The following is a 22,841-nucleotide window of genomic DNA, read 5'->3' as shown; positions in this document are numbered from 1 at the left end:
CTGCCCGCCCGGCCCGGCTCCGCCGGCCGATGCCCCGATCGGTCCGCGCCGGTTCACGCAGGGTCGGTGGTTCCCCCCTCAAGCCTTTGAACTCCTCGACATCACGAACGGACAGTGCAGTGCCTCTCACACTCGGACTCATCGGCAGCGGAGCGATCGGCACCTCCCTCGCCCGTCCGGCCGTCGCCGCGGGACTCGACGTCGTCCTCAGCAACTCCCGAGGGCCCGAAACCCTCAGCGAGCTGGTCGACACCCTGGGCAGTCACGCTCGCGCGGCCACGCCGGCGGCAGCGGCACGGGCCGGCGACCTGGTGGTGGTGTCCGTCCCGCCGACGGCCCCCGGCCTGCTCCCCGTGGACGCGCTGAACGACAAGATCGTGCTGGACACGGGGAACTGCCATCCCCAGCGCGACGGCCGGCCGGCCGAGCTCGACGCCGACGAGATCACCTCCAGCGGCCTGCTGCAGCGGCACCTGCCGAGATCGACCGTGGTCAAGGCGTTCAACAGCACAGGTTCCGAGCACAGGTTCCGGCCGGCTCTTCGCTCTTGCCCGGCCCGCCGGGTCACCCGACCGCAGTGCCCTGCCCATCGCCGGCGACAGCACGAAGGCCAAGGAGGAGGCCGGCCGCCCGCTGGACGTCCTCGGATACGACGCGGTGGACATCGGCACGCTCGCGGACAGCCGGCAGAGCGAACCGAACGCCCCCGTCTGCGTCGAGCCCTACCGCGGGGAGGCGCCCGCCGGACCGGGGCCCGAGGAACCGTGGCAGTGGTCTCTGCGGGACCCCGGCACCGCCGTCGCCGCGGCGCAGGTCCGTGAGCTGGTCGCGAGCGCGGAACGAGGGCCCTCGCGGGCCGGCGTCGTCCCGGCAGGGCTCACCCGCCGACCGTGCCCTCCCCCTCCCATCCGATCACCTCACGTAAGGCACCCCATGACCGACAGCACCGTTCGTATCGACATCACCGATCTGCCCGCGGCCGTCCGGCAGTTCCTCACCGCGCTCGACACCCGGGACACCACCGCGCTGGCCGGGATCCTGACCCCGCAGGCGAGCGTGACCGACGAGGGCCACACCCACACCGGCATACCCTCGATCACCGAGTGGATGGCGAACGCCGCTTCCGAGTTCACCTACACCACCACGCCGGTGGCCGCCGAGCGCACCGGCACCCATCGGTTCACCCTCACCCAGCACCTGGAGGGCGACTTCCCCGGCGGCAGCGTCGACCTCGGCTACCGCTTCACCCTCGACGGCACGCTGATCAGCAGCCTGGTCATCGCCCCCTGACCCGCTGCCGCCTTACCCGCTCCAAGGAGGAGCACTGTGAAGACATGGTTCATCACCGGCGGTACCGGTGGTTTCGGCAGGGCTTATGCCGACGTCGCGCTGGAGCAGGGCGACAACGTCGTGCTGACCGCCCGCCGGCCGGGCAGCTGAAGGAATGGGCCGACCTGCACGGCGCCGAGGCGCGTGAGCGGATCCTGCTGCTGGAGCTGGACACCACCGACCCCCAGCAGGTCCGGGCCGCGGTCCGGGCCGCGGAAGCGCACTTCGGCGGGATCGATGTGCTGGTCAACAATGCCGGCCGCGGTTGGTACGGATCGGTGGAGGGCTCTCCTGAGGCCGATGTCCGCCGTTCCTTCGAGCTGAACTTCTTCTCCGTCGTCGACCTCGTCCGCGCGGTGCTCCCCGGAATGCGGGAGCGGCGCAGCGGATGGATCGTCAACATGTCCTCGGTCGCCGGGATCGCGAGCGTGCCCGGTTTCGGTTTCTACAGTGCCGCCAAGTTCGCGGTGGAGGGCATGACGGACGCGCTGCGGACCGAGGTGGAGCCGTTCGGGATCCAGGTCCTCGCCGTGGAGCCGGGTGCCTTCCGCACCCGGGCCTATGCCGCCTTCGTCGAGGAGCCGGTGACCGAGACCGTGGAGGCCTACCGGGCGTTCGTGGAGACGGTGCGGGTGGGCATGGTCGGCCAGGACGGCCGTCAGCCCGGCGATCCCCACCGCGGCGTCAAGGCCGTGGTCGACGCCATGAGCCAGGACGCGCCGCCCCGCCGTATCGTGCTGGGCAACCGCGGATACGACCGCGTCCACGACCAACTGCGCGGCGCCCTGGACGAACTGCGCGCCCAGGAGACCGCCTCCCGGGCCGCGGACTTCCCCCGAGCGGCGTAGCCCGAGCGCGCACCCCCTGAGCAGCAGCCCCACATCTCGTTCTCCTGGAGGATCAGTGCCCACCGCCGACGAGCTGATCAGCCCCGGCAGCATCCGCAGCCTGGCGTTGATCCTGCAGGAGACCTCACCCGGGACCTCGTCGTGGCAGACCGTAGCCGAGAGCGCACGGACACTGGCATCGCTCGGCCTGAGCGAACGCGCGCGTACGGTCGGTGAGGCGCTGCTGGCCGACGCCGGGCACGACTACCGCCGTCTGTCCCGCGCGGTCCGCGCGGCCCTGCCCCGGGCGGACCTGACCGGCTGGATGCTCTGGCCGGTCACCGAGGCCGTCGCCACCGCGGCCGCCGACTCCGGCACGGGCCAGGACCTCGATGACGGCCTGACCCTCATGGCCGCCCTCACACCTCGGCTGACCAGCGAATTCGCGCTGCGTACCTTCCTGAACGCGGACCTGGAACGCACCCTTGCCGCCGCCCGGACCTGGACCACCTCACCCGAGGAGGCCGTGCGTCGCCTGGCCAGCGAAGGCACCCGGCCCAAACTGCCCTGGGCGCGCCAGGTCCCCGCCCTCAACCACAACCCCGCCCTGACCATCCCGATCCTGGACGCCCTCTACCCGGACAGCTCCGCGTTCGTACGCCGCTCGGTCGCCAACCACCTCAACGACGTCTCCCGCCTGGACGCCGGCCTCGCCGGCCGCACCGCCGCGCGCTGGGCCGGCACCCCGCAGGACACCACACCGGCCCTGATCCGCCACGCGATGCGCACCCTGGTCAGGAAGGGCGACCCGAACGCCCTGCAGCTGGTCGGCTTCCACGGCAGCCGCGACGACCTCACGGTCGTCGGACCGCTGCCGGAAGAGACCGACATCCCGTTCGGAGGCGCGCTCACCTTCACCGCCCGGATCACGAACATCTCCGGGCGACCGGTCACTCTCTCCATCGACTACGTCATCCATCACATGAAGGCGAACGGCAGGACCGCACCGAAAGTCTTCAAGCTCGCCAAACGCACCCTGGACCCCGGCCGGTCGACCGAGGTCACACGCGAGCACTCGTTCCGGCCGATCAGTACCCGCGTCTACTACCCAGGCGCCCACCAGGTGCAACTCCAGGTCAACGGCCACCAGTTCGATGCTGTCGACTTCCGGCTGCTGCAGCCCTGACGGCGACCGCTCAGATCGGCTCAGGCGTTGGGGCGCTTGCCGTGATTGGCCTTCTTCTTCTTGCGGGCGCGTCGCTTGTTCCCTCGCTTGGCCATGGCACACATCTCCCTGATTCCGTCATCTTCCGGGCCTCGCCAGTCTAGATTCGCCCCGATATGTCCGCATCAGGTGACGCTGCCCTCAGGCCGGCCGGTTCGGTGCCCGGTGCGGTGGCTGCTGCGGAGCCGGGCCCGGGCGGGCCGGGGGCACCGCGCGCACGGCGGGGCCGTCGGTGCCGACCGTCACCGGCTCCCCGTGGTGGTGGACGGTGAGCGGTGGGCCGTCGAGGAGGGTGTAGGTCGCCTTGTCGGAGCCGATCTCCACGCGCAGCCTGCTGTCCCGCAGCTGCAGGCTGAAGGCCAGCCGGCGCAGCCGTTCCGGCAGCCGGGGGGCGAAGCGGGCTCCGTCGTCGTAGTGGCGCAGCCCGCCGAATCCGGCCACCAGGGCCATCCAGGTGCCGGCGAGGGAGGCGATGTGCAGTCCGTCGCGGGTGTTGTGCTCCAGGTCGTCGAGGTCCATCAGCGCGGCCTCGGCGGTGTAGGCGTGCGCGAGGGTGAGGTGGCCGGCCTGGGCGGCCACGACGGCCTGGCAGCAGGCGGACAGCGAGGAGTCGCGGACGGTCAGCGGTTCGTAGTAGGCGAAGTTGCGGGCGATGTGCTCCTCGTCGAAGAAGGCCTCGCAGGTGTACATCGCCAGCACCAGGTCGGCCTGTTTGACGACCTGTTTGCGGTAGAGGTCGAAGTAGGGGAAGTTCAGCAGCAGCGGGTACTGCTCGGGGCGGGTGTTCTCGAAGTCCCAGCGCTGGTAGCGGGTGAACCCGGCGTTCTGTTCGTGGACGCCGAGTTCGTGGTTGTAGGGGATGTGCATGGACTCGGCCGCGTCCCGCCAGGCGGCGCTCTCCTCCGCGTCGACGCCGAGCCGGGCCGCCTGGCGCGGGTGGCGTTCGACGGCGTCGGCGGCGGCCAGCAGGTTCGCCCGGGCCATCAGGTTGGTGTACGTGTTGTCGTCGGCGACCGCGCTGTACTCGTCGGGGCCGGTGACGCCGTCGATGTGGAAGGCGCCCCGGCCGTCGTGGTGGCCGAGCGAACGCCACAACCGGGCGGTCTCCACGAGCAGTTCGACGCCGGTGTCCCGTTCGAAGTCCGTGTCGCCGGTGGCGGCGACATAGCGGACCACCGCGTCGGCGACGTCGGCGTTGACGTGGAAGGCCGCCGTCCCCGCCGGCCAGTACGCCGAGCCCTCCGAGCCCGCTATGGTCCGCCAGGGGAACGCGGCCCCGTCCAGGCCCAGTTGGGTGGCGCGCTCGCGGGCGGCGGGCAGGGTGTTGTGCCGCCAGCGCAGCGCCTCGGCGACGGCGCCGGGGGCGGTGTGGGTGAGGACGGGCAGCACGAACATCTCGGTGTCCCAGAAGGCGTGCCCGTCGTATCCGGAGCCGGTCAGGCCCTTGGCGGGTATCGCCCGCTGCTCGGCGCGGGCCCCGGCCTGCAGGACATGGAAGAGCGCGAAGCGGACGGCCTGCTGGACCTCCTCGTCGCCGTCCACCTCCACATCGGCCCGGGACCAGAAGTCGTCCAGGTAGCCGCGCTGTTCGTCGAGCAGTCCCTGCCAGCCCTCGTGCGAGGCGGCCGCCAGGGCCGCGTCCACCTGGTCGGCCATCGCGGGCAGGGAGCGCACCCCGGACCAGCCGTGCGCGACGAACTTGGCCACCCGCAGCCGCTCCCCCGGCTCCAGCACGGAGGTGACGGTCAGCCGGGCCATGTCCGCACCGCTCTCGGCGTGGGTGGAGGTCCGCTCGGGCCCGGAGACCGTGTGGTCGGCGGCGACGGCGACCCGCAGGCCGCTGCGCCGGGTGCGGTGCACGAGCCGCAGCCGCTGCCCGGAGGCGAAGCCGTCCTCCTGCTCCAGCGGCGACTGCAGCGCCAGCGCCGCGCGTGGATCGCCGTCCGACTCGGGGAGCTGCTCGTTGGCGACCAGCTCGGACTGGATCACGATCCGGCAGCGCCGGTCGACCGCCTCCACTTCGTAGGAGACAGCGGCCACCGCCCGCTGGGTCAGCGACACCAGCCGGGTCGAACGCACCCGCACGGTGGATCCGGCGGGCGAGGTCCACTCGCAGGTCCGCTCCAGGACTCCCCGGCGCAGGTCAAGGACCCGCTCATGGGCGACGAGCCGGCCGTAGCGCAGGTCGAAGGGCTCGTCGTCGACCAGCAGTCGCAGGATCTTGCCGTTGGTGACGTTGATGACCGTCTGCCCGGACTCCGGATAGCCGTAGCCGGCCTCGGCGTACGGCAGCGGGTGCACCTCGTGCACGCCGTTGAGGTAGCTGCCGGGCAGGCCGTGCGGCTCGCCCTCGTCGAGGTTGCCGCGCCAGCCGACGTGTCCGTTGGACAGCGCGAACACCGACTCGCTCTGCGCGAGCACGTCGAGGTCGAGCTCGGTCTCGCGGACCGCCCAGGGCTCCACGGCGTACGACCGGTGGGTGATCACTGCTTGCCTCCCAGTTCGGCGAGGTCCTTCACGACCGTGTCCGCGCCGTGCGCGTACAGGGCGTCGGTCTGTCCGACGCGGTCGACTCCGACGACGTACCCGAAACGGCCCGCGCGACCCGCGTCCATCCCGGCGAGGGCATCCTCGAAGACGGCCGCCCGGGACGGCTCGACGCCGAGGTCGTGGGCGGCGGCCAGGAAGGTGTCCGGGTGCGGCTTGCCGGGCAGCCGGCGCTCGGCGGCCACGACCCCGTCGATACGGACGTCGAAGAAGTGCTCGGCACCGATCGAGCGCAGCACGTCACGGCAGTTGGCGCTGGAGGAGACGATCGCGGTGCGCAGTCCGTGCGCGCGGACCGCCTCCAGATAGCGCAGGGTGCCGTCGTAGGCCTCGACGCCCTCGGTGCGGATCTTCTCCAGGAGCAGTACGTTCTTGCGGTTGCCGAGGCCGTGCACGGTGGGTGCGTCGGGTGGGTCGTCCGGGGTGCCCTCGGGCAGGTGGATGCCCCGGGAGTCGAGGAAGGCGCGGACCCCGTCGGCGCGCGGGCGGCCGTCGACGTACTCGTCGTAGTCGGCGACCGCGTCGAAGGGGCGCTGGCCGTCGTAGCCGCGCAGGAAGGCGTCGAAGGTCTCCTTCCAGGCCGCCGCGTGCACGACGGCGGTCTTGGTGACGACCCCGTCGAGGTCGAAGAGGCAGGCCTGGATGGTGTCGGGCAGACCGAGTGCAGTCATGTCCGGCATCTTCCCCATCGCGCGGCCTTGAGGGGGTGGCCTCCGCCACATCCCGGGGCCGGTGTCACACTTTTTGCGTGCCGCTGACTTTCGACGACCTCCTCGACCGCGCCCGTTCACTCGCCGGACGCGGTCCGCGCGCGATCCTCGGCATCGCGGGCAGCCCCGGCGCCGGGAAGACGACCCTCGCCGAGCGACTGGTGCGGGAGTTGAACGGCACGGGTGAGCCATGGGTGGCGCATGTGCCCATGGACGGCTTCCATCTGGCCGACGTCGAGCTGGAACGGCTTGGCCTCAGGGACCGCAAGGGCGCGCCCGCGACCTTCGACGCGGGCGGGTACGCGGCGCTGCTGCGGCGGCTGCGCGAGGACCGGGACGACGTGGTGTACGCGCCGGGCTTCGAGCGGGTGCTGGAACAGCCGATCGCGGGTGCGGTCCCGGTGCCGCCGACGGCCCGGCTGGTGGTGACGGAGGGCAACTACCTGCTGCTGGCGGACGGGTTGTGGGCGCGGGTGCGGCCGGCCCTGGACGAGGTGTGGTTCTGCGAGATCGACGAGACCGAACGGGTACGCCGACTGGTCGCCCGGCACGAGGAGTTCGGCAAGGGGCACGAGCAGGCCGTGGTCTGGGTGGCCGGCACCGACCAGCTCAACGCCGACCTGGTCGCGGCCACCCGGGACCGGGCGGACCTGGTGGTGCCGCAGACGGCGCTGCCCGCGCCGTACGACGCGGGCAGCCGCTGAGGGATATGTTGAACTAGCAGGCGGCGAGGGCGAGTTCGGGCACGCCGTGGGCATCCTCGGGCCCGATGACGGCCGTGAACGCCTCGGTGCGCACGGTGAGGTCGCCCTCGAAGGACGGCGCGAAGTCACCGCCGGCCCCGTACCGTACGGCGAACACCTGCAGGTGCTCCGGTGCGCCCGGCGCCGGTTCGGCCTCGTAGGCGCTGGAGGTCACCAGGTGGCTCCAGCCCTCGTCCGGGTTCCCGTAGCCGCGCGGGTCGGCGGCGAGGGCGAACGCGGCCTGTTCCTGGGTGAGTTCGGCGCGCGCGTCGAAGTGGTCGGCGCCCTGTACGGAGGGGTGCGTGAGCCGCAGCGCACCCGCCGCCGCGACCTCCCCCTCGGCGACCCGGCGCACCCGGTCACCGTCGTCCGCCGCGTACGGCAGCCCGGCCAGCAGGTAAGGCGTCCCGTCGAAGCGTTCCACGGCCACGGTCACCCACAGGCTGGTGCCGTCCGTGACGTACAGGGAGCGCACATGCCGCAGGACGTGGTCGCGCCCCACGACCGGCTTGCTGACGAGCTTGGCGGTCAGGTGGTAGGCGCTCATGTCCCGGACGCGGACCTCGCCCATCGGCCGGCAGAACAGGAAGCCGTCCAGGACCGGGCCGAAGCCGTGCTGCCGGTTCACCGCCGCCGGGAGGTAGTAGGTGCCGGCCGTCTCGACCAGAGCCGGGGTCATCCGGCTGTCGAAGGCCACCGAGACGGATCCCGCGCGGAGTTGATGGCGGGCCGGGGTGGTCGACGGGGTGCGGTGCCAGGGGGTGGTGTCCTGGATCTGCCAGACCAGCATCCAGGCGAAGTGCCCGTCCACACCGCCGTCCGGCTTGACCGCGTGCCGCCCCCAGTTGGTGTCGCCGCGGTAGCGGCCCAGGTCCGAGCCGATCCGGGCGCCGAAGTAGCGCAGGCCGAGCACCGACTCGAAGGCGGAGTGCTGTTCGCTGTAGCGGGGGCCGCCGTTGTCGAAGCCGCCGTTCGTCAGGCGGGCGTCGATGTACCGCGCGAGCGCGTCGCCGTCCTCGGCGAACATCTCCGCGCCGCTGATCCGGTGCGCCTGGGCGAGGAAGGAGAGGGAGATCGGGCCGTAGTTGTTGTCGTAGGCGCCGCCGTGCTCGGGCGGCAGCAGGGCACCCCGGTCGAGGACGCGGTGGGCGCGGATCTCGTCGGCGTACAGGGTCAGGGCCCGCTCGCGGACCGGCTCCCCTTCCCCGGTGGGCAGATGGCGGGCGAGCATCAGCCCGCCGACCACGCATCCGATCGCCTGGTTGCCGGCCTCCTGCGGGTTGAAGAAGGTGGCCTCGGTGAGCCAGCTCCAGTAGCCCTTGGCCAGCGCCAGGAGTTCGGCGCGCTGTCCGTCGTCGACCAGACCGTCCGACAGGTCCAGGACGTTCACGGCCTGGAGCAGCGCCCACACGGTGCTCGGCCAGTCCCCGATCGGATGCGCGCCCGCCGCCAGGACGTAACGCGCGTACGGGAGACCGGAGTCGCGGACCGTGAGGTTCGGGTAGCCGGGGTTGTCCTCGGTGTACACCCGCTCGCGCAGGTGGAAGGCGAGACTGCGGTGCACGGCCTCCGGCAGGCGCGGGTCCTTGGAGCGCTGCCAGGCGAGGGCCAGCAGGGAGGTGATACCGAGGGAGGTGTCGCCGATGTCGTCGTCGGCGTCGGGGTGTTCGAGGTTGCCCTCGGCGGTGAGGCGGGCCAGGGCCTGCTCCACGACGTCGGCGAGGACCGCGTCGTACGCCTCGGGGGTGGACGGCAGGTTGTGCAGCGGGCCGAGTTGGCGCGGCAGATGCATCGGAGGAGGTCAGCCCTTCATGCCGGAGGTGGCCATGGCGTGGGTCGTCGGGGTCCTAGGACAGGCGCGGGTCGGTGGGCGCGCAGCGCGACGGTCAGGGTCTGCGGGCCCTGACCGCCTATGTAGACGCGGTTTCCCGTCGTCGCGTCGGTGCCGCCCACCACGGTGTGGTCCTGGCCCGGGTCGTACCGCAGTACGTCGCTCCGGTCCGGCCCGGCGAGCGGTTCGCCCGCCTCGACGTCGGTCTCGACCCGGATCTCGTCGTCACCGACCCGGTAGGTCAGCGGCCCGGTCGTCAGGCACCAGCGTCCGTCACCGATCGGTTCGGCGCCCTCGGGCACGCCGCCCGGCCGGAAGGTCAGTTCGAGGGCCCAGGGCACCGGTGGTCCGCCGATGTCGATCCGCAGGTCGGCGCCGTCCTCCCGCAGGTCCACGTCGACGCGGGTCGTCTGGGAGACCTCGTCCCGGGGGCGGTCCGGGAAGGCCATCGCGGCCGAGAAGCGTCCCTCGTCCGCCATCCGGTAGGCGCCGTCGGCCCGTCGCCGGTCCGGCGGGAGCGGCTGGTGGTAGGCGGCCGTGAGGGTCTCGGTGAGCCGGTACCGGTTGCCGGCGAGCTGTTCCATGCCGGCGGCGCGGAACGGGCCGAGGTCGAAGAATCCCCGTGAGAGGCGGACCGCGTCGAGGACGGCGTCGCCGGCGAACAGGCGCAGGAAGGTGGGATTGCAGGCGAGGCCCGAGCGGATGCGCCGGTGCTCGGGCACGTCCGAGCCGCCGTACAGGACGCTGTGCGCGGTGGCGGAGGCGCGGGTGGCGAGGCGTGCGGTGGTGAGGTAGCGGTCGCGGGGCAGGGGTTCCGGCGCCGGTGCCGGCAGTGCGCGGCACAGGTCGGGGATGAGGATGGTCTGGGCGAGCAGGTCGGGGTCGTCGATGCCGTCGGCGGCCGCCAGTCGCGCCGCCCTGCTGAAGTCGCCCCGGCCGGTGCGGATCGCGAGCAGCCGGTAGTGCGGCAGATAGGGCGCCAGCGGGAACGGGTGGTTCTGGTCCTGCCGTCGTGAGTGGACGGTCTCCACCGTGCCGTCCGGCCTGATGAGGTCCAGGGTCGCGGCGAGGTTGCGTTCGACGGCGTCCCGCAGGTCGGTGCGGCCGAGCACGTCGGCCAGCAGCAGCAGCGACGGGTTGGTCACGTGGGACGCGTAGACGGCGCTGCGCTCCGAGTAGAGGCCCTCCGCGTCGATGTCGACGCCTTCTGCCAGCCACTGCTCGACGCGGGCCGGCAGCCGGTCGTCCGGGAAGGACCGGTGCAGCCGGGCCAGCGCCGCGCACAGCTCCCAGCGGTGGTTCGGGGTGTGCACCCCGCCGGTCAGGAGGGCGCCGGTGGCGGCGCCGGCGATCTCGGCGAGCGCGGCCGTGACGTCGCGCAGTTCCGGCCCGGCGCCGCTGGCGAGGACATGCGTGTCGCACACGTCGTTGACGGTGAACGCGGAGTCCGGCGGTGACTGCACGTTGTCGCCGCCGGCGAAGAGGCCGGTGGGTGTCTGCGCTGCCCTCAGGGCGCGGAGGTGGGTCGTCGCGGCGGCGACGGCCTGCCCGCTGCCGTGCAGTGCCGAGTCCGGGGACCGGTACGCCGCGACCAGAGTCTTCACCCGGCGTGCCAGAGCGCGGTGCGGCACCCCGGCGGGTTCCTCGCCGGGGCCGGCCGCCAGCGGGGCGGCCGGCCGGTCGGCGGCGCGGGCCGCCGCGCGGACGAACTCGTGGTCGAGCGGGGTGGACACGGTCAGTCCTTCAGTCCTGCGTTGATGTCGGCGCCCATCACATAGCGCTGGAAGACCAGGAAGATGACGATCAGCGGGATCATGGAGATGACCGATGCGCCGAGCAGTACCGACCAGTTGATGTTCTGCGCGCCGACGATGCTCTGGATGCCGATCTGCACGGTGAACTTGTCGGGGTCGTTCAGCATCAGCAGCGGCCAGATGTAGTCGTTCCACCGCCACTGGAAGGACAGGATGGCGAGGGTCAGCATGATGGGCCGGGAGAGCGGCACCATGATCCGCAGGAAGATCGACAGTTCACGGGCGCCGTCGATGCGGGCGGCTTCCACGAGTTCGTCGGGAACCGTCAGGAAGAACTGGCGGAACATGAAGCATCCGGTCGCGGTGAGCACGGCCGGGAGGATGACGCCGGCGAACGAGTTGTAGAGGCCGAGGTTGCGGACCACCAGGAACTCGGGGGCGAGCATGACCTCGCCGGGCAGCATCGTGGTGGCCAGGATGCAGATGAAGAACGCCTTGAGCCATTTGTTGTCGTACTTGGCCAGCGCGTACCCGGTGCAGCAGCTGGCTCCCACCGTGAGGATCGTCGTGATCACACACACGAGGGTCGTGTTGATGAAGTACTGCGAGAAGTTGGCACTGCGCCACGCCGTGAGGTAACCGGACAGGGTGGGGTGGTGCGGAACCATCGTCAGCGGATAGGAGAACAGGTCCCCGGCCGGTTTGAAGGAGCTGAGGATGAACCACAGCACCGGCAGCCCGTAGAGGCACGCCAGGATCCACAGAAGTGTCGTCGCGGGGACCGCCCGCCGGAGCCCGCCGCTGCTCGCGCCGCGGGACCGCTTCTTGGAGACGGGCCGTCCGGGATCGGCGTCGATCCGGCGTGGCGTGTCTGTGGTTGTCATCGGTTCTCCACCCGTCGGTTGACGATCAGCTGGATGATCGCGACGGCCATCAGGATGAGCATGAGCACGAACGACGCGGCGCTCGCGTAGCCGATCTGGCCCCGTTGGAATCCGGTCTGGTAGATGTACTGGACAAGCAGGTTGTTCGACGTTCCGGGTCCGCCGTTGTTGAGCGAGACGAACACCGGGTATTCCTTCATCGCGTTGATCGTGTTGAGCAGGATGACGATGAACGAGGTGGGCGCGATGCTCGGCAGCGTGATGCTGAAGAACTGGCGCCATGGACCGGCGCCGTCGAGCGAGGCCGCCTCGTAGTACGACACCGGCACGTTCTTGATCGCCGCGATGAACAGCAGCATCGAGAAGCCCGTCCAGGCCCAGGACGCCGCCATCACCACCACCAGCAGCGACAGGTCCGCGTTGGACTGCCACGGAATGGCGTGCCCGCCGAGCTTCTCGACGAAGTAGTTGACCAGTCCGAAGTTCTCACCGAACAGCCACCGCCACAGGACACCCACGACGATGGGCGACAGCAGCCACGGGATGAAGAAGATGATCCGTGCGACCGACGTGCCCTTGGCGTGCTTGCTCACCAGCACATTGGCGATGAGCAGCGAGACCGCGAAGTTCAGCGGCACGAAGAGGACGGCGTACAGCAGCGTCCGGGTCAGCGCGTCGTAGAAGGCGGAGTCCCCGAACAGGTTGTGATAGTTGTCCAGTCCGACGAACTGGAACGCCCCCACACCCGTGTAGTTCGTGAAGGAGTAGACGAGCCCGATCACCGCCGGCCACACGAAGAACAGGGCGAAGAGCACGACATTGGCCGCGATGAGGACGAGCGGCGCAAGGGTGTAGGTGCTGCGTCGCCTGGGCGGGCTCCCGGACACGTCCGAGGCGCGTTTTGTCATCTTCCTGACTCCGTGCTGTGGGGATGGATTGCCATGGGCTCGGGCCATGAGCCCGTGATCATGTGGCCGGCCGGGGCCGGGCGGCGGGGTCGAGACACCGCCGCCCGGCCCACCGGCCTGCGATCAGCCGCCGACCTGCTGGTTGTAGCCGTCCACGATGTTCTGGAGGGCCTTGTCGGCCGACTGCTGGCCGTTGATCGCCTTGCCGAGCTCCGTCTTGGTCGGGTCGGTGGTGAGGCTCTTGCCCTTCAGCACCCACGCGGTCTGCGCGTTGTTGAAGTAACCCGAGATCGGGGCGTAGAGCGGGATCTCCTCGTTGTACAGCTTGAAGGCCGCCTGCGCCGCCTCGGAGGTGAAGGGGTACTTCGGGCTCAGACCGCTCTCGACCGGGAGGAACCCGGAGGACTCGACCAGCTCGGTGTACTGCTTCGGGTCGTACACCCAGGACATGAACTTCTTCGCGGCGGTGGCCGCGTCGCTGTTGTTGTTGAAGCCGACCATCATGCCGCCGCTGTTGACGTCACTGGCCTGCACCGGCTGGGCGGGGGTCGGGACGCTCGCCCAGTCGAACTTCTTGATGCTGTCCGCGAAGGAGGCGACCTGCCACACGCCGGACCAGTAGGCGACCACGTCACCGCTCTGGAACAGGGCCGACGGGTCGGCGCCGCTGGTCCACACCGACTTCGGCATGACCTTGTCGTCGTTCAGTCCGACGAAGTACTTCACGGCCTTCTTGGTCGCGGCGTCCACCGAGAACTTGCCGGAGGAGTCGGCGTGGACGTACTGCCCGCCCATCTCGTACACCATGGCGCGCAGCCGGGAGGGCGACTGGTCGAAGGTCAGGGAGTACTTGGCGCCGGTCTTCTCGCGGACCTTGTTCGCCGCGGCGATGAACTCGTCCCAGGTCCAGGTGTTCGAGGGCGAGGTCGGGACGGCGACGCCGGCCTTCTTGAACAGCGTCTTGTTGATGTACAGGCCGGACGCGGTGACGTCCGAGGGGATGGACAGCACCTTCCCGGACGTGTCCTTGGCGAGGAAGTTGCCGTTGATGTTGTAGCTCTTGTTGTTGGCGATGGAGCTGAGGTCGATCAGCTTGTTCGACCAGATCGGGTCCAGGGCCGGCACGTCGGCGACGTCGGGCAGCGAGTTCGCCTGCGCGGCGTTGTGCAGCTTCGTCGGGTAGCCGTCGTAGGGGATGTTGACGAGCTTGACGTTGACGCCCGTTTCCTTCTTGTACTGCGCCACCAGCTTCTTCCAGCCCGCGTCCTGCCCCGGAACCGTGGAGATCCAGAACGTCAGCGACTTGGCGGTCCCGCCCGAGCCGGAGCCCGACCCGCAGGCGGAGAGCAGCAGAGCACCTGCCGAGGCCACGGCAGCGAGGGGAACCAGGCGGCGCATACCGCCGCGGCCGAGTCGGCGGGAGCGCCGCACACCCACAGTGGTCATCTTCGATCCCATTTCGTCGGAGGGACGGAGCACGGCGCCGGCTGAGGCGGCACAGGTGCATTTTTGAGGAAAGTCACTTTCCGGGGGCGCGGCCTCGCCCGGCCGCATCGTCCACGCGGGGGGAGATCCCCGGCCGTCCTGGCCGTCACCGCACGGACACGCCCTCGTGCGGTTGCCGTACGTCGTGTACGGGCTGGGAGGCTCACCCCAAGCCGGTGTCCCGACCGGCTTAGAAAGCGCTTGTCCGGACATTGGCAGACCAAGTCGGAGGCCGTCAATCCTTCACCTGCGCTCCTTCGGTCACGTTTTGGACTCCCTTGGCCACGGCTAGCCGGGCAGCCCCTACGACGGTACCTAGATCGCCGATCTGGCTGCTCACCACCTCGGTGGGCCAGCTCAGCCGCCCCAGCTCGGCCCGCACGCCGGGCAGCAGCTGCGGATCGGCGCCCGTGCTGCCGCCCAGTACGAGCAGCCCCGGGTCCAGTACGGCGGTCACGGCGGCGGCCAGCCGGCCCACGTCGGCGGCGTGCCGGGCGACGAGGGAACGGGCGGGCTCCCGGCCCTGGGCGGCCAGCGCGAAGAGCCGGTCGACGGTACGCGGGCGTGGGCCGTCGGCGGGCCGCCAGGCCTGGGCGGCCCTGCGCAGCAGGGCCTGGGAGCCCACGTAGGCCTCCAGGGCCTCCTGGCGGGGCTCCCGGTCGTCGTCCCAGGGGTAGGGCAGCCGGGCGAGCTCACCGGCGGCTCCGTTGGCGCCGCGCAGCACCTGGCCGCCGATGACGATGCCGAGACCGATACCGACGCCGATCCGCAGATAGCCGAAGGTGCGCCGGCCCCGGGCGGCCCCCTCGTGGAGTTCGGCGAGGGCCGCGCAGTTCACGTTGTTCTCCAGGTGGACGGGGACGCCCGGCGGCAGCGCGACGGACACCGCGTCGAAGACGGGTCCGGCCTTGGCGGTGGCCGGGCGCATGCCGCCGCTCGTCCGGTCGGGCTCGGTGACGTCACCGACGGCGACCACGATGGCCCGCAGCGGTGCGTCCGCCGGCAGCGCGTCCAGCGCCTCACGGACGGCGTCCGCGGCCCGGGCCCTGGGTGTGCTGGCCTCGGCGAGCAGGGTGCCGTCCAGGGCGCAGCAGCGCACCCGGGTGCGGGCCGGGCCGAGGTCGACGGCGAGCACCGAGCCGGCGGCGGGGCCGAGGCCGTACACGGCGGCGGAGCGGCCGGTGCCGCTGGACGCGGTACCGGAGTGGGTGGCCAGCCGCGCCCCCTCCAGTTCCGCGACGGCGGCGGAGACCGTCGGCTTGGACAGGCCCGCGAGGCTCGCCAGCTGCGGCCGGGTGGCGCTGCCGGCCTGGGCCAGCACGGCGAACACCGCGCCGGCGCTCTCGGTGAGACGGGGGGCTTCAGCCACGACGTGTTCCACAGTTCCCCCATGGGTCAGGGGCCGCGCTCCCGGGTGTCGTGGGATGCGGCGATGCGGTGCCCTTGTGCCGCGCGGTTCTGCCCTCGACAGCGGCCCGTCGATCGAGAGCGCGACAACTCTTGACGCACTGTACTTCGTTAGTTAACTTCCTAACGAAGTACACGGTACTCGCCTGCCGTGCTCCGCAAGAAGCCCGTCCCGGGGCTTCCCGACTAGCTCAACTCCTGTTCGGCCAGGCGCGGTTCGCCCGCCGTCGCAGCTAGGGCCTGGCCGGCGGATCAAGTCGCAGAAAAACAGCGGCGGCTGTCCGCGTCTGCGGCTGGATCCGCCGGCCAGGCCCTGAGTGCCATGATCTTCGGCGCTCCGTGCCCAGACGACGAAAGAGGATCCGTGCCGGTCGTTCCTTCTTCCCCGCTCGTGGTCGGTGTCGACGTGGGCGGCACCAAGACCCACCTCCGCGCGCTCGCCGGCGCGGAGCAGGTCGCCGACCACGTCCGCCCGAGCAGCGGCTGGCGGCCGCACGACTCTGCCGCCGCGGCCCGCTGGCTGACCGCGCTGGTCCACGAAGCTCTGCCCGCAGACGCCCGCCCGGCCGCACTGGCCGTCGGCGGGCATGCCTGTGAGACGCCCCGGCAGTGCGCCGGGATCGCCGACGCGCTGCGGGACTCCCTCGGTGTACCGGTCCGGGTGGTGGGCGACGCCGAACTCCTCGTCCCCGCCGCCGGCCTGGACAAGGGGGTCGGTCTGGTCGCCGGCACCGGCTCGGTGGCGGTCGGCCGGCTCGCCGACGGCAGCCCCGTGCAGGTGGGCGGCTGGGGTGCGGTGCTCGGCGACGAGGGCGGCGCCGCCGGACTCGTCCGGGAGGCCGCCCGCGCCGCCTGGGCCGCACACGACCGCGGCGAGGCACCCGACGCGCTCGCGACGGGACTGGTCGCCTCCTTCGAGGTGGCCGAGGTGCCCGCGCTGGGCGCCGCCCTGGAGAGCGCCACCGACGTCTCGGCCCAGTGGGGCCGGCACGCCCCGGTGCTGTTCGCGGCGGCCGACGCGGGCTCTCTGATCGCCCGGGACGTGATAGCCGACGGCGGCCGCGCGCTCGCCGCCCTGGTGACCCGGCTCGCCGCCCGCGGTCTCGCCGTGGACGACGTGGTGGTGGCGGGCGGCACGATCCTCTCCCAGCCGCGCCTGTACGACGCCTTCGCCGCCGCGCTCGCCGAGGCCGTACCCGGCGCCCGGCCGCAGCCGCTGCGCAGTCCGCCCGTGGCGGGCGCGGTGGCACTCGCGCGTTCGATCCTGTGAGGAATCCGTCCGCGGGCCCGTTCACCTACGGGCCCGCCGACCACGGGCCGTTCGACGCTGCGAACACGCAGGTCCCGGCCCTGCTTCCTGTGAACCACCGGACTTCCGTTCAACTCCGGGCCATGTGGCGGTCGTCGGACCATGACCGTCGGGACACGGGCCGGTCCTAGAACTTCGCTCGTTCAACACTTTTCCCACGCGAACCCACACGCTCACGCACATCGGGCGCACCGGCCGTTCGTGTGAACTCCCCGTAGAACTCAAGAGAGGCACACCCATGCCGTCACCTGCCGGGCACCACTCCTCTTCTCCGGCCCGTGGACTCGCCGTCGGCCGACGGGGATTCCTGAAGACCTCGCTCGGCGCGTCGGCGGGCATGGTGGCCGCCCCGACCCTCGTCAGCTGGCTGGCCGCCGCCGACGCCAAGGCTGCCACCGCCCTCGCGTTCGTCGACGACTACAAGACGAACATCAGCACCAACCTGACGGCCGACACCAACGCGGTGGTCCGGATCCTCGGCGGCTTCGCGCAGATATGGAAGACCGGTTCGGCCTGGAACACCGGCACCGTGCTGCGCGCCGACATCCTGCGCGCCAACATGCGTTACTGCGCCCGCGTCACCACCCGGCGCACCGACGCCGAGGCGAAGAAGGCGTTCCTCTACGACCGGCAGCACCAGAGCTACGCGATGATCGCCGGCCTGGGCCCGCTGGCCGACCTCTACAAGGCCGGTTCCCTCGCGGTCACCTCGATCACCAGCGCGCCCGACTCCACCCCCGCCACCACGATCAGCGACGCCGTCCCGGCGGGCGCCCCGGCGGGCTCGGCGCTCGGTGCGGGCTCGCACAGCTCGGCGCTCGGCAAGGTGGCCGAACTGGTCGACACCGTGCGCGGGAACTACGCGTCCGGCAACCCGTCCAAGTACGCCTACCAGTACCCGCGTCCGTGGCGGATGAACGAGGACAACCAGGTCGTCGACACCGGCACGACCGACGCGTTCGGCTTCCCGGTCTACGAGTCCGACGTGGTCGTCGCCCCGCAGCTGCTGCGCCAGCGCGGCACCTCCCCGACCGACGACGGCGGTTTCCCGTCCGGTCACACCAACGCCTTCCACCTGGCGGGCCTGGCCTACGCGTACGCGGTGCCGGAGCGCTTCCAGGAGCTGGTGACCCGCGCCCTGGAGCTCGCCGACACCCGCATCGTCGCCGGCATGCACAACACGGTCGACGTGATCGGCGGCCGCATCATGGCCACCGCGCTGGCCGCCGCCACCCTCGCCGACCCGGCCAACGCCGACCTCAAGGCCGCCGCCCGCGCCCAGGCCCTCGCCTACTTCGAGGCGCAGACCGGCACCAGCACCGACACCCTGTACGCCTACGCGCACTCGGCCGGCGCGGCCACCGACCCGTACACCGACCGCGAGGCCAACGAGCGCGCCGCCACCCCCCGGCTGACGTACGTGCTCCCCCGCCAGGGCCGCGACCTGCCGCTCACCGTGCCCAAGGGCGCGGAGGTGCTCCTGGAGACCCGCCAGCCGTACCTCACCGCCGACCAGCGCCGCGAGGTGCTGCGCACCACCGGCCTGCCCTCCGGCTACGTGCTGCTGGACGGCGTCGAGCAGTGGGGCCGTCTCAACCTCTTCGCCGCGGCGGACGGTTACGGCTCCTTCGACGCGGACGTCACGGTCACCCTGGACGCGGCGGCCGGCGGCTTCGCGGCGGCCGACAGCTGGCGCAACGACATCGACGGCCGGGGCGGTCTGACCAAGCTCGGCACCGGCACGCTCACACTGACCGGCCGCAACCGCTACTCGGGCGGGACCATGCTGGCTGCGGGCACCCTGGCCGCCGGTTCGGACGACGCGCTGGGCCACGGCGACGTCCGGGTCTCGGCCGGCACCCTGCGGGTGACGGACCGGCTGTTCGTGCGCGGTGCGTACGCGCAGGACGCGGGCACTCTGGAGGTCACGCTGAGCAGGGGCTGCAAGGCGCCGCTCACGGTGAAGCACCTCGCGGCCCTGGGCAAGGGCACCACGCTCACCCTGAACCTCGACACCGAGCACCCGCCGGCCGCGGGCAGTACCCTCGCCGTGATCGACGTGCCGCGACTGCGCGGTCAGTTCGACAAGGTGGAGCTGAACTCCGCCACGCTGCGGGCCGTACCCGTGTACACGGCAGACGGTCTGTCGGTACGACTCGTGAAGCGGTGACGCGCCCGGTGGCGGGAGCGATGCGAAAGTAGGCCCATGGCGGCCAGTGATCGTTCCCGTCACCGCGGGCCCGGTGTCCCCGCGGGGCGGATGATGGCAAGCGAACAGCAGTCGGTTCTCGAACCCGACGTACCCGACGTCCCCAGGCCCGTCGCACGGCCCACCCGCGCGGCCCGGCTGGTCGCCGCCCTGCGCGCCCGCCGCCGGTGGCTGGTGCCGGCCCTCGTGGTGCTGCTGCTCGCCCAGATGGCGGCGGCGATGGTCACCACCGCCGTGCAGCAGACGCCCACCATCGACGAACCGGTCTACGTGGCCACGGCCACCGACTACCTCCACGAGCACCGGATCCGCTACAACCCCGAGCACCCGCCGCTGGGCAAGCTCGTCATCATGGCCGGTATCGCGGTCGCCGACCCGCACTACGACCCGTCCTACAAGGGGAACCAGGGGCAGGTGGGCCGGCATCTGCTGTACGCGTCGGGCAACGACCCCTGGCGGGTGATGCTGTGGGCCCGGCTGCCGGTGATCGTGCTGACGCTGCTGTTCGGTCTGGTCGCCTTCGCCTTCGCCCGCGAGATCCTGGGCAGGACCGCCGGGCTGCTCGCGCTCACGCTGTACGCCTTCTCCCCCGACCTGATCGCACACGGCTCGCTGGCCACGCTCGACGTGCCCTCGGCCGGGTTCGTGCTGACCTCGGCCTGGCTGGTGTGGCGGGCCCGGCTGCGGCCCCGGCTGTATCTGCCGCCGGCGGGGGCCGCGTTGGGGGCGTCGGTGGCGACGAAGATGAGCGCGCTGCCGGCGATCCCGGTGCTGACGGCGCTGGCGGTGGTGTCGGTGTGGGGCGCGCGACCGGGCCGTGCGCTGCGTGCCCTGGCGGCCGCCGCGGTGGTGGCGGTGACGGCGGTCGCCGTGGTCTGGCTCTCCTACCTGGCGGTCGATCCCCGGCTGCGCTTCCTGCCCGCCGAACCGGTGCCGGCGGTGCACGGCCTGCGCGGAGCCCTGGTCGATCTGATGCCCTTGCCCCGGGCCTACCGGGACGGTATGCGGGTGCAGTTCGCCCTGGAGGACCTGCCCTGGCAGGGCTATCTGTTCGGGCACCTCTACACCGGGTCCCGCTGGTACTACCTGCCGGCCGCCCTGCTGGTGAAGACCCCGCTCGGCATGCTGGCACTCTGGGCGGCCGGCGCGGTGGCGGTGGTGGCGGTACGACGGCTGCGGCCGGCCGCGCCGTACGTGCTGGTGCCGCCTGCCGTGCTGCTGGCCTCGGCGATGACCGGGTCGCGGGACTTCGGGACGCGGTACGCGCTGTTCATGCCGATGTTCCTGGCGGTGGGCGCGGCCTCGGTGCTGGCGCTGCGCCGACGGTGGGCGCGGCCGGTCACCGGGGCGCTGGTGCTGTTTGTCGCGGTGAGTTCGCTGCGGACGTTCCCGCTGTATCTGCCGTACTCCAACGAGGCGTTCGGCGGTCCGGCGAAGACGCATCTGCGGTTGCACGACTCCAACGTGGACTGGGGCCAGGACCTGGGCAGGCTCGCCGACCGGCTGAAGGAGCGTTATCCGGGCGAGCGGATCTGGCTGGTGTACAAGGGCAGTGGCGTTCCGGCGTACTACGGCATCCATGCCACCGACCCCCGCAAGGTGCCGGCCGGGAAGGTGCACGGGCTGCTGGTCGTCTCGGACTCATGGGTCGCCAAAGCCCGGGGTGAACTGGCCGAATTGATCCACAGCAGCCGTCCGGTCGATGATGTCGGGCATTCGATCACCATCTATCGGCGGTGACGATCACCGGGACTCCGGCGCCGGTTCCGCTCTCCGGGAGTCCGGCCGCCGGGGCGGTCCGGCGTAGCGCACACCCCCTGGTCACCACGGTCCGTGAGCTATGTTGAGTCCTCGTGGGAGACAAAGGAGGCGCTTCGGTGCCATCGCCGCAGCAGGCTCGCGCTCAGGCATCCGCGATCACCTCGGGCAAAACCGTGCCGGAGGCGGAGGCCGCGCCCACCTCCCAGCTCCGCGAGCTCTTCGACGGCCCCCGGCTCTCCCCCGGGCAGCGGCGCATCGCCCAGTACCTGATCGACCACATCACCGAGGCGGCCTTTCTCTCCATCACCGACCTCGCCGACCGGGTCGGGGTCAGCCAGCCGTCGGTGACCCGGTTCGCGGCCGCGGTCGGCTTCAGCGGCTACCCGGCGCTGCGGGAGCGGCTCCAGTCGATCGCGCTGCGCACCCTGGCGGGCGGTACCGGGGCGGCCACCGAGCAGCGCAGCAACGAGCTCCAGGCGGCCGTGGACGCCGAGATCGAGAACCTGGAGAACCTGCGCCGGGACTTCGCCGATCCGGACCGGGTGATCTGGATCGGCCGCGAGCTGTCGAAGTCGTCCCCGCTGACCGTGCTCGGCCTGCGTATCTCCGTCTCGCTTGCGGAGTACTTCGCCTACGCAGCCCGCCGCATCCACCCCGACGTACGGCTGGTGACCCGGGGCGGCAGCGTGGCCTACGACGCGCTGCTGCAGTCGCGTGAGGCGGGCGGCACCTGGGTGCTGGCGTTCGGCATGCCCCGGCACGCGCAGGAGACGCTCACCGCGATCCGGGTGGCGCGCACCGCGGGTCTGCGGGTCGCCCTCGTGACCGACCTCGCGCTCGGCGCGCTGGCCGACGAGGCCGACGTCACCTTCAGCACCGGCATCGGGGCCCGCCTGGTCTTCGACACCTACGCGGTGCCCGGTCTGATGGCCGCCGCGCTGCTGCAGGCCATGACCGACGCCGACCCCGAGCGCACCCAGGCGCGCCTGGAGGAGTACGAGCAGGTCGCCGAGCAGCACCAGTTCTTCCTCAAGGACTGACCCCGGGGTCCGGCGTCCCGGCCGTCCCGTCCTCCTCCCACCGCATGGCCGCGTAAGGGGACCATTCACCGCATTCCACGCATGAATGTTTTCATACGTCTTGCAAAGCGGACGGCATATATAAATACTGCTCACGGATCACCCCGGCACACCCCGGGCACGTTCCGCAACCGAGGACGCACACGCACCCGCCCCGAGAAAGCCGACGGACCGCCCATGCGCACGCAGCACCACCCGCAGTGCCGGCGGCCGACGCCCGGGGCCTCTGCACGGACACCCTCTGCCGCCGTCTCCTACCCGCGTCGGCGCCCCGGGTGTTCGAACGGGCATCGCCTGCGCGATTCGCCCGCGGCGGCTCCGGCCATCCCCTAGGCCGGAGCCGCCGAGACCTCCGTCGACCACCCTCACGACGCCGCACCCGGAAGCGATGATCATGACCCTGACGACGACCACGCGCATCAGCCCCGACTGGCCCTGCCAGGTCAAGGCGCCGGGCAGCTACGACTGGGAGCGCTCGGCCACCAAGTGGCTGCGCGAACTGGTGCCGGCCCGCTACGCCAGCTACCCGGCGCTGATCCGCCACCCCGTACTGCTCGCCCGGCACGCGCAGATCCAGGTCCAGCACGAGGTCCGGGTGGCGCGCACCGCACTGCAGACCGCGCGGGCCGAACTGCCCCTGCTGGGCCTGCCGGAGTCGGTCATCGAGCACACGATCAAGCTGTACGCGGCGGAGGTCATGCAGCTCCAGCACATCGCGCGCAGCGTACGTGCGGTCACCGAGGCACTCGTCGGGCACAGCACCGGCCGCTGACCATATCGGCCTACGTCTGCGCAGGTCCTTCACGGATCCGGCACGGGTGTGATCAGAGGCA

At 71.5% G+C, this 22,841-nt stretch carries 19 protein-coding genes; 10 read left to right on the top strand and 9 right to left on the bottom strand.

The genetic code is table 11. The features are described from left to right. Positions 1–29: 29 nt before the first annotated feature. The 4 genes from EDD90_RS48565 to EDD90_RS48550 all read left to right on the top strand — a co-directional run bounded on the left by EDD90_RS48565 (position 30) and on the right by EDD90_RS48550 (position 3,342). Positions 30–821, top strand: a complete 792-nt coding sequence (locus EDD90_RS48565) for an NAD(P)-binding domain-containing protein (protein WP_311737258.1) — start codon at positions 30–32, stop codon at positions 819–821. Between the two features lie 112 nt (positions 822–933). Further along, complete coding sequence (locus EDD90_RS48560) at positions 934–1,290, top strand: nuclear transport factor 2 family protein (protein ID WP_123982425.1); 357 nt, start codon at positions 934–936, stop codon at positions 1,288–1,290. A 44-nt stretch (positions 1,291–1,334) separates the two neighbouring features. Further along, positions 1,335–2,177, top strand: coding sequence for an SDR family NAD(P)-dependent oxidoreductase (locus tag EDD90_RS48555; protein WP_260328564.1), 843 nt, complete (start codon positions 1,335–1,337; stop codon positions 2,175–2,177). A 55-nt stretch (positions 2,178–2,232) separates the two neighbouring features. Continuing rightward, a complete protein-coding gene (locus tag EDD90_RS48550) occupies positions 2,233–3,342 on the top strand; it encodes a DNA alkylation repair protein (protein ID WP_123979397.1) in 1,110 nt (369 codons plus the stop codon). Positions 3,343–3,362: 20 nt separating this feature from the next. On the opposite strand, the gene EDD90_RS59245 is transcribed toward EDD90_RS48550, so the two are convergent. The 3 genes from EDD90_RS59245 to EDD90_RS48535 form a co-directional block, all read right to left on the bottom strand. Continuing rightward, positions 3,363–3,437 (bottom strand): 50S ribosomal protein bL37, encoded by a 75-nt coding sequence (locus EDD90_RS59245; RefSeq protein WP_100661309.1) that lies wholly within the window; start codon positions 3,435–3,437, stop codon positions 3,363–3,365. An 85-nt stretch (positions 3,438–3,522) separates the two neighbouring features. Next, positions 3,523–5,868, bottom strand: coding sequence for a glycoside hydrolase family 65 protein (locus EDD90_RS48540; RefSeq protein WP_123979396.1), 2,346 nt, complete (start codon positions 5,866–5,868; stop codon positions 3,523–3,525). Further along, entirely contained in the window at positions 5,865–6,599 is a 735-nt protein-coding gene (locus tag EDD90_RS48535; RefSeq protein WP_123979395.1) for an HAD family phosphatase, read from the bottom strand. Before EDD90_RS48535 ends, EDD90_RS48540 begins: the two co-directional genes overlap by 4 nt. Positions 6,600–6,676: 77 nt before the next feature. Between EDD90_RS48535 and EDD90_RS48530 the strand changes: the two genes are divergently transcribed. Further along, complete coding sequence (locus EDD90_RS48530) at positions 6,677–7,342, top strand: nucleoside/nucleotide kinase family protein (protein ID WP_185149488.1); 666 nt, start codon at positions 6,677–6,679, stop codon at positions 7,340–7,342. Positions 7,343–7,355: 13 nt separating this feature from the next. Here EDD90_RS48530 and EDD90_RS48525 read toward each other — a convergent pair whose 3' ends face one another. The 6 genes from EDD90_RS48525 to EDD90_RS48500 all read right to left on the bottom strand — a co-directional run bounded on the left by EDD90_RS48525 (position 7,356) and on the right by EDD90_RS48500 (position 15,612). Further along, positions 7,356–9,173: a hypothetical protein gene (locus tag EDD90_RS48525; RefSeq protein ID WP_123979394.1), complete on the bottom strand. Its 1,818-nt coding sequence runs from the start codon at positions 9,171–9,173 to the stop codon at positions 7,356–7,358. A 17-nt stretch (positions 9,174–9,190) separates the two neighbouring features. Then, on the bottom strand, positions 9,191–10,945 hold the full coding sequence (locus EDD90_RS48520) for a hypothetical protein (RefSeq protein WP_123979393.1): 1,755 nt from the start codon (positions 10,943–10,945) through the stop codon (positions 9,191–9,193). Between the two features lie 2 nt (positions 10,946–10,947). Then, the gene (locus EDD90_RS48515) at positions 10,948–11,850 is read right to left on the bottom strand and encodes a carbohydrate ABC transporter permease (RefSeq protein WP_123979392.1); all 903 of its coding nucleotides are present in this window, start codon (positions 11,848–11,850) and stop codon (positions 10,948–10,950) included. Next, positions 11,847–12,758, bottom strand: coding sequence for a carbohydrate ABC transporter permease (locus tag EDD90_RS48510; RefSeq protein WP_123979391.1), 912 nt, complete (start codon positions 12,756–12,758; stop codon positions 11,847–11,849). Before EDD90_RS48510 ends, EDD90_RS48515 begins: the two co-directional genes overlap by 4 nt. A gap of 123 nt (positions 12,759–12,881) precedes the next feature. Beyond that, on the bottom strand, positions 12,882–14,204 hold the full coding sequence (locus EDD90_RS48505) for a sugar ABC transporter substrate-binding protein (RefSeq protein WP_123979390.1): 1,323 nt from the start codon (positions 14,202–14,204) through the stop codon (positions 12,882–12,884). A gap of 274 nt (positions 14,205–14,478) precedes the next feature. Further along, a complete protein-coding gene (locus EDD90_RS48500; protein WP_260328563.1) occupies positions 14,479–15,612 on the bottom strand; it encodes an ROK family transcriptional regulator in 1,134 nt (377 codons plus the stop codon). Positions 15,613–15,972: 360 nt separating this feature from the next. Here EDD90_RS48500 and EDD90_RS48495 point away from each other — a divergent pair, with 360 nt between their 5' ends. The 5 genes from EDD90_RS48495 (at position 15,973) to EDD90_RS48475 (ending at position 22,780) form a co-directional block, all read left to right on the top strand. Next, positions 15,973–16,920: an N-acetylglucosamine kinase gene (locus EDD90_RS48495; protein ID WP_123979388.1), complete on the top strand. Its 948-nt coding sequence runs from the start codon at positions 15,973–15,975 to the stop codon at positions 16,918–16,920. A 277-nt stretch (positions 16,921–17,197) separates the two neighbouring features. Beyond that, positions 17,198–19,129, top strand: a complete 1,932-nt coding sequence (locus EDD90_RS48490) for a phosphatase PAP2 family protein (RefSeq protein WP_123979387.1) — start codon at positions 17,198–17,200, stop codon at positions 19,127–19,129. Positions 19,130–19,219: 90 nt separating this feature from the next. Further along, positions 19,220–20,908, top strand: coding sequence for a glycosyltransferase family 39 protein (locus tag EDD90_RS48485; RefSeq protein WP_123982421.1), 1,689 nt, complete (start codon positions 19,220–19,222; stop codon positions 20,906–20,908). 137 nt (positions 20,909–21,045) lie between these two features. Continuing rightward, a complete protein-coding gene (locus tag EDD90_RS48480; RefSeq protein WP_123979386.1) occupies positions 21,046–21,969 on the top strand; it encodes a MurR/RpiR family transcriptional regulator in 924 nt (307 codons plus the stop codon). Positions 21,970–22,396: 427 nt separating this feature from the next. Then, complete coding sequence (locus EDD90_RS48475) at positions 22,397–22,780, top strand: hypothetical protein (RefSeq protein ID WP_185149487.1); 384 nt, start codon at positions 22,397–22,399, stop codon at positions 22,778–22,780. Positions 22,781–22,841: the final 61 nt, after the last annotated feature.

The sequence above is a fragment of the Streptomyces sp. Ag109_O5-1 genome, from assembly GCF_003814875.1.
Taxonomy (GTDB): domain Bacteria; phylum Actinomycetota; class Actinomycetes; order Streptomycetales; family Streptomycetaceae; genus Streptomyces; species Streptomyces sasae.
The sequence above is the reverse complement of the archived record's forward strand: the minus strand, read 5'-3'. Positions and strand labels throughout refer to the sequence as shown.